An 11,916-nucleotide genomic window follows, 5' to 3' on the forward strand; every position below is an offset into this window, starting at 1 on the left:
CGTAGCCTACATGGAATCTGCTAACGATAAAGAACTGGATCAGCTGCTGAATGAACACTTTGCTGGGCGGGTGGTACGTAAGGATCTGACTAAACTGATCAAAGAAGGGGCAAATGTCCCTGTCTATGTACTCGAATACCTGCTGGGGATGTACTGTGCCTCGGATGATCCAGAGATCATTGAACAGGGACTACGTAACGTAAAGACCGTACTGGCTGAGAACTACGTCCGACCGGATGAAGCCGAGAAGGTGAAATCCCTGGTCCGTGAACGGGGCAGTTATAAGGTCATTGATCGGGTGACTGTAAAACTGAATGAGCGTAAAGACAAATACGAAGCATCATTTAGTAATCTGGGCATCAAAGATGCCGAAATCTCGGCAGGCATCGTCAAAGAGTATGAAAAATTACTTGTTGGTGGTATCTGGGTCATTGCTACGCTCAGTTACTATTATGAAGAAGGACAAACCAATTCTCCATTTGGGGTGAGTTTACTCAAGCCGATTCAAATGCCGAATATGAATATGGATGAACTTTTCAGTGGCAGAGCAGCATTAAGCACTGATCAGTGGCGCGAGAGTTTAATCCGTTCGATCGGCATGGAACCGGCTTCGTTAAAAGAGGACGTGCAATGGCACCTATTAGCGCGTATGGTTCCGTTCGTTGAAAATAACTATAACGTCTGTGAACTTGGACCACGCGGTACCGGGAAAAGCCATATTTACAAAGAGTGTTCACCGAATAGTATTCTAGTTTCAGGTGGGCAAACCACTGTCGCCAATCTGTTCTATAACATGAGTAGCCGCCGTATTGGTCTGGTTGGACTCTGGGATGTGGTGGCCTTTGATGAAGTCGCTGGTATTTCCTTTAAGGACAAAGATGGCGTACAGATCATGAAAGACTACATGGCCTCTGGATCTTTTGCCCGTGGTCGTGAACAGATGGAAGCCTCAGCTTCGATGGTTTTTGTGGGTAATATTAACCAAAGTGTGGAATCTCTGGTTAAAACAAGCCATCTCTTGGCGCCGTTCCCTGAAGCCATGATTGATTCGGCATTCTTCGATCGTTTTCATGCTTACATCCCCGGCTGGGAAATTCCCAAGATGCGCCCGGAGTTCTTCACCAACCGTTATGGCCTGATTGTTGATTATCTGGCTGAATTCTTCCGGGAAATGCGCAAGCGTAGCTTTGCAGATTCCATTGAGAAGTACTTCAAACTCGGAAATAACCTGAATCAGCGTGATGTGATCGCCGTTCGCAAGACGGTTTCTGGATTGATGAAGCTGCTCTACCCACACGGTCAGTTTAATAAAGAAGATGTACGGCAATGTCTTCAATATGCACTGCAGGTGCGCCGTCGGGTTAAAGAACAGCTGAAGAAAATTGGAGGGATGGAATTCTATGATGTGCATTTTAGCTATATCGACAATGACACCCTAGAAGAGCACTTTGTTTCCGTCAAAGAGCAGGGGGGTGGCGGACTGATTCCTGAAGGTCCAGCCAAGCCAGGTTTTCTGTATACCATCGGGCTGAGTAATAAAGGCATGCCGGGGTTATACCGCTTAGAACTTCAAGTGACCAAAGGTTCTGGAAAATTGGCGACATCAGGCTTATGGAATTCAAGCAGTGCCAAGGAGCAGGTCAAAATCGCATTTGACTACTTCAAGGCCAATGCATCCAGAATATCGGGTGGCAGTAAGGTGCTGGAACATGACTTCCACTTACATGTGGTTGAATTACAGAATACCGGGCCGCTCAGCCATCTTGCCTTACCAAGTTTAGTGGCTTTCGCTTCTGGCCTGTTAGGACGATCGGTACAAAGTCAGATGGTGGTACTGGGTGATATGAGCTTGGGTGGTTCTGTGACACCGGTGGAAAGTATTGCCGAATGTCTGCAAGTTGCTTTTGATGCTGGTGCCAAGAAGGTTGCTTTGCCAATGAGTAGTGCGGCAGATATCCCAACGATTCCTGTGGAACTGTTTACCAAGTTCCAGACCAGCTTTTATGCAGATCCGGTAGATGCTGTGTTTAAGGGGCTAGGGGTGGATTAATTTCATATCTGTCTGGAAGAGTTACAGTAGATTGTTTTAAATTCAGTTTCTCAAGTTAAACACCATGTTGTAAAAGCATAATACTGCCTCTTTTAAAGAGCTAGTATTTTAGTGGGGGATTACCCTTCATTTTTTCTTGATCAGATATCTGTTGTATTTTGACAGGATTTTGTTGATCTAAATATTTTTGATACCAAACACGCAATGTTTCAGGAGTACAACCGATTTTAGGAGCAATAGCTGTGATTGCTGCCCAAGTAGAAGGATAATCTTTTTCAGATTCAATTAGTAATTGAACCGCTCTTTCTCTGATTTCAGGGGTCAATTTTACTTTGCCATTTGTAAGGTAAAAGGGGGCAATTTTAGAATGCCGTTGACAATGTATCGCCTTTTGAGTTTGAAGCAATGTACAATGATAAGATTAACCCGTTAGGTCAGGTGGCCTAACTTAAATAAAAATTCTCCGACAAACCCGGTACGGTTCATAGCGAGTATCTGCTTATAAAAATTAGGTTTATTTGATTTTAACATCCGAATTGGGTATATGAGACTTTATGTTAAATGAATGATATAACCCATAGAGAAATATCATCAAATAATGAAGATACTTCGGATAAATTTTTGCTATAAATTATTGTTTTTATATCATTTTCTGAAAGCTTCCAAAATCCATCGGATGCTAGAATATATGTGGATTTTTTTTCAATATCTAAGGTCTTAAAGCTCAAGGGTTTTAACTTTTTTGTATTAAATGACTTGGTGACAATATTATCATTTGAAGAAGACCTAAGTATCATTTCGATACTTTGGGGATCTGTTTGATTATTTAAGCTCATCGCTAAATTATGAGGATAAGTAATCCAACTGATTTGTTGCTCATTATTGATTTTCCCAAGTCTGCAATCACCCAAATGTGCTGAATAAATTTGAGTCTGACTAAAAATAACCATCAAAATACTCATTGCTGCAGGTCGCAATTTTCCCCGATGTTCTATATAAAAATTCTCTGTTAGACGTTCAAAAAAATCATGTATATCTTGTGTAGTATTATTTAATTGAGCAAAGACGTCCTTCAAAGAAAGCACATAAGCCTGAAAATTTTTAACTAGTATGTCGCTGTTTTTACATCCCCCATGACCATCCACTACGTAACAAAAATATAGATTTTCATTATCAGTAAGGTTCCCTACAGCATCGATTCCAAATTTTTCTGGTGCGCTAAGATTCTGACATAAGGAAAAGGAGTTTATTAATATGCTTTTGGCCATTGTTTTATGATCGCTTGAATTACTTGTAAAGCTCTTTCTCTTGAGCCAAATCTACATTGATCTTCCATTATGATTTCAAAATCAGTTAATTCAGTGAGTTTTTTAAATTGGTCAGATAAGTAATCTTTGAGTTCTGTTGGAGCATTATAGACTTCTTCAACTAAGGAGGATCGTCCCAAGCAAATTGTGATGATATCTTCTAAGTCTTTGCTATATAAGGGATCTTCTTTACGGCCATGTAATGCTTCAAACTTGGTTGCTAAGAAATATTCAGGCATTAAGGTATTGATAATTAAATTATTTCCTAGCTTATACTCTACTTTTTTCTTATAAGCTTCTAGATACCAAGAATTAGAGAAGCCTAAAATTTTTTCATCAGTGGGCATAAAGTCTACAATTAGATCTTCCCCTAGTTGGTAGCGACAAGTGAAGTCCGTGTTCTTTTCAAATGGATCTGAACTTTGATAATTTTTAAACCCTAGTTTTCTGACTTTCTCATCTAACTCATACCATTGGGTTGTAGTCTTTATATCTACAATTAAATCAACATCTTGAGTGTATCTAGTTGATAAAGATAAATTTTCTGGATCTAAAAACAGGCTAGTAGTGCACCCTCCAATAAATACTAGGTCTTTGATAAGATCCTCGCTTAAAGCACTTATAACCTGCTCTAGCATCTTCATTTGTGTTAAAGCATTATTCATTGTAGATACTCACGTAATAACTTTTCAGCTATTTTCTTTTCCCTTGGGGAACCTATTCTAAACACATCAATAAGAGCAAAAACTTCATACAGGAAATTATCATCTAACGCTGCATATGGTACAGATTTATATAATGGTTCAACTGCTAATCCTGAAATTGATTGATAGCTTTGAGCGGGCCAAATATAAGGTAATGAAGAAGAATACGATAAATGATCTGAAAGTTTTTTATTATTGAAAACAGTAGGAATACCAATATCAATAGCACCAACTTCTGTATGGAAAAAGTATTGAAAACTGTAAATAATTAGGTCTAAGAGAGCTCTTCTATTGGTTTTCCATTGCATTTCTACTAGCTCTAATCGCTTAAATGGTGAATTAGAGGTTACGATCAATAGCCCTATCTTGATTAAACGCTTTAAAGATTCTGCAACCTCACTTTTACTAATAACTACTGCTTCAGCCAACCCTCTGATTGATAAAGAATCATAAAAAGCACTTAATTTTAAAAAGATATCTAACTGCTCATCTTCTAATTTATCCCACTCAAGTTGTGCTTCTGAATAGTATTCTTTGAATATCTGGTGCTGATTCTCAATAGAGATCAGTTTTACGAGAACTAGAATGTCTTGAGGTTTAATCATATTAAGTTACCTTGTCCTTAATCCGTGGACTGAATTCATATTTGATCAACTCATTACACTATTTGCAAGTATTTTTTAAAAATAATATTAAATAAAAAAGCCCGACATCTTGTCGGGCTTTTTCATGTTTGGTGCTAGGTAGGGCTGTCTACCTAATAATCCTGGTGCTAGAACTTATCGTTATTGTTTTATGTTCCGGAACGTCCTGTTCCTGTATGACTTCATCATAAGTAAAAAACCGCAGCTGCCCTAGCCGCAAAATCCCTAAATCTCTGTGCGCCAGGGCGTACAAAAATGGCTAAAAGTTGTCCCGGTTTTATCCGCAGAAATTGGGGATAGTTGGTGTCTATGTCGGATAACCGCCATTATATTTAATAAAAGTATAAGATCAGGGAAAGTTACAGTTTTTATTTAAAATTGAAGTATCCATTAGACTTATGAATATTTATAAAAGGTATATAATGAGTATTATTAACCCTCAAGAAACCTCTATGAAAGGTTTACAGTCAATCATTCTTTATGATTCTTTTCTTTCATCTAAACTATTCCGAGTTGATATTAGTGGTGGTCATACAAACATTACCGGTATCAACGGTGCAGGGAAAACCTCATTCCTGAACCTGATTCCTATTTTCTTTGGTGCCTCACCAAATGGGTTAATAGAGAAAGCTGCAAACAAGAAAAATTTCGTAGACTACTATTTGCCGAGCAGTCGAAGCATGGTGATTTTTGAATACCTTGCTCACTCAGGTACAAAGTGTGTGGTGCTGTATCGCAATAATAATCAGGGCAAGCACAACTACCGATTTGTTGATGGATGCGCGGAAGATACGCTATTAAGTGAGAGCAGTCTGGAAATCTTGGGTCTTTCTCAGAATGTGAAAGACGTATTTGATCAGGTTTATAAATCTGGCGTTGATGTGAGCCGTCAGATCGACAGCATCCCTGAATATATCTATACGCTGACTGCAGATAAATCACGACTGACAGGTGAAAGAAACCTTCGTGATTTATGCAACCGCTATTCACTGTCTGGAAGCAAACAACAGCTAAAATTCCTGAGCAATCTGACCCAGGTAACGATTAACCAGAACAATGTTGTCTCAAACTTCAAAACCATGTTAATTGAAGCGTATTTGGACAACGAGAAAATCAAAACAAAACCAACCTCTACCGCAGATTGGTTAGCAACCATCAATGATGTGAAAGCCCTACAAAGCCTTCAATCGGAAAAGCAGAAGATTATCTCTGGCATTCAGTTAAAGAATGCGGTCTTAGCCTCCTTTAATGCGCTTCATGCACACCTGTTGGTACTCCGGGACCATGTGGTGAACTACGAGCAGCAGATCAGTTCGATAGAGCATGAAATCTATGCGGTAAAGAACAAAGGGAATGAGACAGTCCGTAACCTGAATAACCAGATTGTACAAGTCAAAGAGCTGATTGCAGTAAAAGAAAAGTCTGCAGGTAACTTTAAACAGGCAATTCATGATATTGAAGTTGCGGAAAGACGTTATCAAGACATGAATATTTCCGTCATGGAACAGGAATATAAGAAACGTGCGCACTACTTCAACGAGATTGAAGAAGCGAAGAAATACAAACAGTTTTTGACTGAAAGCTACGAAAATATCAACCGCGAGTACGACAAGCATTCAGCAGATTTGCTTCGTGAAAAAATGGCATCCAGTGAAGCCCTTAATGCTGAATCTAACGAGGTTCAGGAGGCAATCAACCAGTTGCGAAACCGCTTTGATCTCAAGGTGAAAGAGCTTGAGCGCAAACAGGCTGAACAGCTCCAAATTCTTGATCAAGAAATTTCCAGTGAACGTCAAAGGCTTCTGGATATCCAGTCAGCAGCTATGGAGCGCATGCACCAATCAACACTGTTTACGGATGAAGAAAACCTACAGCTACAGCGCCTCAAGTTGGCTTATGAAGTCAAAGAGAATACCTTGTCTGCAAAGTCTGACGAATTGAAAGCGGCTCAAAACAAGCTTAAACAACTTAATTTTGATCAAAACAAGGCGCAGTATGATCTTAATGGATTAAAAGCCAAGCTTGAGAAAGCCAAGCAGTCAGAAGAGAATCTGCGTACAACCCTGTTCCAGAAAGACACCTTGCTACGGTTCCTGAATGATGCACCGAATGAAGATGTGGACTGGCGTACTACCATTGCGAAGGTCATCAATCCTGAGCTTTTCTTCAAAACCAACCTGAACCCTGTCTGGCAAACTGGCGTGAATGCCAATGCCCTAAGCCTCTATGGTCTTGAAATAGACCTGAACAAGTTGGAGATTCCAGGGGAAGCCGACAGTCTTGAGCAACTACAAATACGTCTGAAAGATGCCGAGATTTACACGGCTTCTTTGGTTGAGCAGTACGACAAGCAATCGCATCTGGCTCAGTCCATCCATAGAGAGATCAACGAGACCAATATTGCAGTTGTTAAACTCGAAAATGAGTTAAATACCCTGCAAAACGAGAAGCAGCAAGCCCGACAGGTTTATGACCAGACTGAGAAAGAGCTGAAAGCGAAGAAGGCAGAAGCTACACGTATTGAGCAAGAAGCTGTAAATAGAGCGAAATACGAGCTGCAAACTTTCAACAATCAGATTGAGCCGAAGAAACGTGGTGAGCTTCGATCAGCCAACATGCTTGAAAAAAATGGCTTAAAGGAGAGCTATGATGCGTCCTATGCAGACTTGCGTATCAAGCTTGATCTGATTGCCACAAAGGAAAAGCAGCTAGAGAGCAGCTATCAAGCCAAGATGGATGATTTGACCAACCTGTATCACAGCAAACTGCGTGAGCAAGGCGTGGATGAAAATATCCTGAAACAGGCAGAAATGAAGATCAAGGCTGCGATTGCACAGCACACCAAAGTCAAAGGCTATGAAAGCATTTTGGCTGAGTACGATATGTGGAAGAAAAACCACTATCAGTACAAGCAGAACCATATCGAGGACATGAACCAAGCTCTGAAACTTGTATCTGAATACAGCCACAATCTTTCCAAACTGGAAAGTGAGCTTGAACAAGTCCGAACCTCCCTTCGTACAAGAGTGGACAATCTTGAAGCGAGTGCACAAGATTTCAGGGAGAAAATCAAAAAGCTGGATAAACAGGGGCGTGAAATCGAAAACCTGTTCGATGACGATATCCTATTGGTAGAGGTAGATCGACCTGAGTTTTTAAGCTTCGACAGCTTCTCTCGTGATCTGGGTACGTTGGCTGATACACAGAAGAAACAGATTTATCAATTACGCTTGCAGACAAACGCTTCTAAGGCATTACTGCGCAAATATGAAGCCTTCTCTCTGTTCAAGCTGTTTGAGGAAAAGATGGAGAGTATGGGGACTACCAGTGAAACCATGAACACCATTAACTCCATGTCTACCATCGAAAGCATCATGGACTACGACTTGCCGAAAAAGCATGATGCAGTCACAAACATTTTCCGTAATAAATCGGCTCAGTTGCGTAACTATATTCAGGAAATCCTTAATCTAAATAAGCGTTTAAAGAGCGTATCTACGGAACTGTCTGGTTACCTGAACCGTAGCAACAAGTTCAAGGCATTCACTGACTTCTCAATGAATCTGGAAAGTGTGCTGAATGACAAGAACACCCTAGATCAGCTCAATCAGTTTGTTTTGCAGTGTGAGGACTATCAATCCTTTGAAAACATGCAAAGCAGCTCCATTCCGAGCGAGGATTTCATTCGTTGCTGTGAATACACCTTAAAGGCAATTGAAAGCACCAAAGGACATACTGATGATATCCGCTCTATGGTACGTCTGAAAATGAGCGTGATGAACAATGGTCGTCTTGCCGAGCTGCGTACTGACAACGACTTTACCAGTGCAGGGAGTACAGGAACGTCACGTATTCTGGTGCTGATCATGTTCCTCGCATTGTCACGGAAGTTATGCCCTGATAACTCGACCTACATCCATATCCCGCTTGACGAGATTGGCAACTTTGATGCGATCAACACCAATTTGCTGTTCGACATGATGGACCATAACAAAATCTATCTGGTCTGTGCTCAACCGGAAAACTCAACCTCTAACCACAAGTTTAAGAATCTCTACATTGTTGGAGCCAATGGTGTCAGCACTGTTGTTCCACTGGAAATCGAAGGCGATAACCCATTGCTTGCAGCAGAACCAGTCTAATAGGGAAAAAGTGGAGAATTTTAAATGGCTGATAAACGATTAACAAAAGTAGCGACCAAATTATTAGAAGGTTATCTAATTGACCAGTGGAGTGATTTTGAGAACTTTGAGTTTTTGAATGATGTCGAATTTTTAGATCAACTAAACAACCATATTAGTTTTCTAGGCAAAAAGTGTATTCAGACACCGTGCGGTGGTGGGTATTTCCTGATTTACCTTGATATTGAAAGTGACCCTGAGATCAAAAAGGTCATCACCAAACAGTTTGAGGAAAACGTCAGCAAAATGGAGCCACTTGTGGACTGGCTGCGACTGTTCAGAAAGGCAGGGGGGCGCAATGAACCTCTGATTGGAGGCGACAGAATTACGTCTGGTGAAATCCTGGTTGAAGTGGAGAAGTCCAAGCATGTCCAAAAAGGGCTAAAAGAACTCTCTGCAAAGTTGGGTAAGACCGCAAGCACAGTGAAAGACCAGATCAACGGTGTTATTCAGTTTTTGGTACAGCGCGAATATTTAGTGCCGGTTGGGGTTGTGGGTACTGAGTTTTTGGCAACTTCACGTTGGTCGATTTTCTACGATGAAGCTGAGTACCTTGCCGAACACAATGCGATTGATATCACTCAAACAGATGATGTGGAGCAGGGCGAGTTACTATGATCGACTTCGTGAATCCGGCTGAACGTGGGGCGAAGGTTTTCTCTGCAAACATTGATGCTATTGCCGAAGCAATCATGTTTACCAGTTCGTCTATTCAGGTCAATGAATCAAACAAATCCTTGATTGATAATTTGCTGTCTTGCGATCTTGGGTATCTGGATGCAGAAAAAAACACGCTGCATCTAAGAAACTTCGTCATTGAGTTTGTGAATTTCTATAAAAACAGAAAGAAACGCAACATTTCCGCACCCGACATTAGCGGTCTGATTGATCGTATCAAAACGGTGAGTACCGACTATGCCTTGTCAAAAGTCGAGGACCCGGAAAGTGCCGAAGTATTAAAGGTTGAAGCAAGTGACCTGATTATTGAGCTTTCAAACAATATCAGCGAGAACATGACCAATTTTGCCGATCAGTGCTTTGAGTATCTGTCGCTGTTCAACAACTACGACATGAAAATGCGTAAGGCTGAACAAAGCTTAAAGACTGCCAAAATGCTAATTACGGCACTGGAAATCCTTTCACCAAATACGATGGATGAATTGGCGGTAGGTGATGCAGACTTGCAGAGAGTGATCTCCAAACGTCTCAAGCCAAGCGTGTTTGAAGCCATTGAAGAAATGAACCACAGCCATCACCGACTGGACAAGCAACTCTTTGAATGGAAAAAGGACATAAAAACCCAGGAGCGAATCAATCTGATTGATGCGCTGCACCGTCATTTTGCCAACAACCGGACGCTGAATGCCGATATTGATTTCAACAAGGCACCTGATAGCTTCCGTCGTGTACCACTTATCAAGCTGAAAGCTCGTGCCGATATCTACCTTGAGGATTTTGAGAACACTTTATCTGCGGTAGCTCAGACAGCCAATCAGAAGCGTGTTAAAAAAGATGGTCCAGTTGTTAAAAAAAAACGCCCACCGGTAGAGAAGGCAACGCATACGATAGTGAAGGCAGTCTCACCTCTGGATAAAGCTGCATTTTTCTTCTTTGACGCTTTTGGCAGTCCGGCAATCAATGAAATATCAGCAAAGAACGCCTACATACGCCTAGAGCCTGGATGCAAATTTGAATACTGGATTAGTCGCCTCCTGTATGAGTTTGAACTCAACCACTCAAACCATCTTGAGTTGCAGTTAGTGGGTGAAACGGATGCTAAATATAATGGCAACTACTACATTTCAGATATCGTGTTTCGTCGCAAAGACAGCAACGGAAAGGTGATGCAATGCGCTTAGGGCAAAGAGAACTCTCAATCATTCAGACGGTTTTACAGCTTAAAACCAGAGTGGTGAAGCTTAACAAGACATGGACAATGCTGAACAAAGACATGCAGATCGGTAGCATCATCAAACGTGAGCTGCATCTAAGTGAATCAGATCTTGATGTGCTTCGGGTTCTGTACGGAAAGCATGTAAAAACGGAGCCAGAGGTAACGTATGACTCCAATGCAGACCGAATATCGCTTGCTGATCATCGTATAGATGAAAAGTCTGGCAATGCCAGCGTTTTCGGTGAGCAGCTTTGGTTTGCTGCGATCAATGCACAACTACCGTTAAAGTCCGGTGAGATGCACATTGCACATCCTGGCGTGACAACAGCCGTGTCCTTAGAGCATCTTGCAGTAGAAAAAATCAGGAAGCTGATCATTATTGAGAATGGCACTATGCTTGTACGGATTTCGGACTGGTATCAGCAAGTTCCACTCGAATGGCAAGACAGCCTATTCCTTTACAGGGGGCATGGTAAGAACTGCCGGTCAGTCAATCAGTTGCTTGAAGTTCTGCCAGAAGAATGTCCGGTAGCGGTGTATACCGATTTCGACCTGTATGGGTTGAATATCGCCAATAATTTCAACCTGATCAGACCAGTCTCTGTGATGGTTCCCCAATGTTGGCAAAGCATTAAAGAACAACACCCTGATAACAACTTCTATAAGTATGTAGACCAGTCAGAGTACATTTCGGATTTGTCGGAAACCGAAGGCATGTCGGAGCCGATGAAAGCGATCTTGAAGCATGTGAACTTCAATAAAGTTGCAGTTATGCAAGAGAACGTGAACCGGCTTGGTCCATTGGTGTGTATAGCAATTTAAGGGCACTGTTGCAAAAGTTCAAGGTGTTACTTTAGACTATACCCTAAAGTTACAATCTGAAAGTTCATGAAATTATGTATCATTTAAATGATTTTTAATCATAAGTAACATGTAACTTTAGTGTTAAAGAATTATAATTTACGAAATTGTTCATTTTTATCCAATTGGGGCGTGAAAAAGTGAAAGGCCAAAAAGTAGGGTATGTCCGGGTAAGTTCTGTCGAGCAAAACACTGGACGTCAACTTGAAGGAATTGAGGTCGACCGGATTTTTGTTGACCGTGCTTCAGGTAAAAATACTGACCGACCTAAATTT

At 41.1% G+C, this 11,916-nt stretch carries 9 protein-coding genes and 1 pseudogene; 6 read left to right on the forward strand and 4 right to left on the reverse strand.

Features of this window, described 5'->3' with window-relative positions; translation table 11 throughout:
- Window positions 1-10 precede the first annotated feature (10 nt).
- Window positions 11-2,050 carry a protease Lon-related BREX system protein BrxL gene (brxL, locus tag FTT98_RS13950; protein ID WP_159153674.1) on the forward strand — a complete coding sequence of 680 codons (2,040 nt, stop codon included), beginning with the start codon at window positions 11-13 and terminating at the stop codon, window positions 2,048-2,050.
- A 124-nt stretch (window positions 2,051-2,174) separates the two neighbouring features.
- Here the strand turns inward: brxL and FTT98_RS13955 are convergent.
- The 4 genes and pseudogenes from FTT98_RS13955 to FTT98_RS13970 all read right to left on the reverse strand — a co-directional run.
- Window positions 2,175-2,411, reverse strand: a pseudogene (locus FTT98_RS13955) (hypothetical protein); the annotation flags it as partial.
- 196 nt (window positions 2,412-2,607) lie between these two features.
- Window positions 2,608-3,318: a serine/threonine protein phosphatase gene (locus FTT98_RS13960; RefSeq protein ID WP_004827016.1), complete on the reverse strand. Its 711-nt coding sequence runs from the start codon at window positions 3,316-3,318 to the stop codon at window positions 2,608-2,610.
- Window positions 3,300-4,022, reverse strand: coding sequence for a hypothetical protein (locus FTT98_RS13965; RefSeq protein ID WP_159153672.1), 723 nt, complete (start codon window positions 4,020-4,022; stop codon window positions 3,300-3,302). Before FTT98_RS13965 ends, FTT98_RS13960 begins: the two co-directional genes overlap by 19 nt.
- A complete protein-coding gene (locus FTT98_RS13970) occupies window positions 4,019-4,666 on the reverse strand; it encodes a hypothetical protein (RefSeq protein WP_004827010.1) in 648 nt (215 codons plus the stop codon). The genes FTT98_RS13965 and FTT98_RS13970 overlap by 4 nt, the downstream gene beginning before the upstream one ends.
- Window positions 4,667-5,127: 461 nt before the next feature.
- Between FTT98_RS13970 and FTT98_RS13975 the strand changes: the two genes are divergently transcribed.
- The 5 genes from FTT98_RS13975 to FTT98_RS13995 all read left to right on the forward strand — a co-directional run.
- Window positions 5,128-8,847, forward strand: coding sequence for an ATP-binding protein (locus FTT98_RS13975; RefSeq protein WP_078390059.1), 3,720 nt, complete (start codon window positions 5,128-5,130; stop codon window positions 8,845-8,847).
- 24 nt (window positions 8,848-8,871) lie between these two features.
- Window positions 8,872-9,504, forward strand: a complete 633-nt coding sequence (locus FTT98_RS13980) for a hypothetical protein (protein ID WP_004676008.1) — start codon at window positions 8,872-8,874, stop codon at window positions 9,502-9,504.
- Entirely contained in the window at window positions 9,501-10,745 is a 1,245-nt protein-coding gene (locus FTT98_RS13985; RefSeq protein WP_159153671.1) for a hypothetical protein, read from the forward strand. Before FTT98_RS13980 ends, FTT98_RS13985 begins: the two co-directional genes overlap by 4 nt.
- A gap of 149 nt (window positions 10,746-10,894) precedes the next feature.
- Window positions 10,895-11,602 carry a hypothetical protein gene (locus FTT98_RS13990; protein WP_227518671.1) on the forward strand — a complete coding sequence of 236 codons (708 nt, stop codon included), beginning with the start codon at window positions 10,895-10,897 and terminating at the stop codon, window positions 11,600-11,602.
- A gap of 179 nt (window positions 11,603-11,781) precedes the next feature.
- On the forward strand, window positions 11,782-11,916 hold a 135-nt coding region (locus FTT98_RS13995), incomplete at its 3' end, for a recombinase family protein (RefSeq protein WP_180025705.1).

Origin of the sequence: Acinetobacter sp. YH12039, from assembly GCF_013420015.1 — a bacterium.
In the GTDB taxonomy this organism is placed as follows: domain Bacteria; phylum Pseudomonadota; class Gammaproteobacteria; order Pseudomonadales; family Moraxellaceae; genus Acinetobacter; species Acinetobacter amyesii.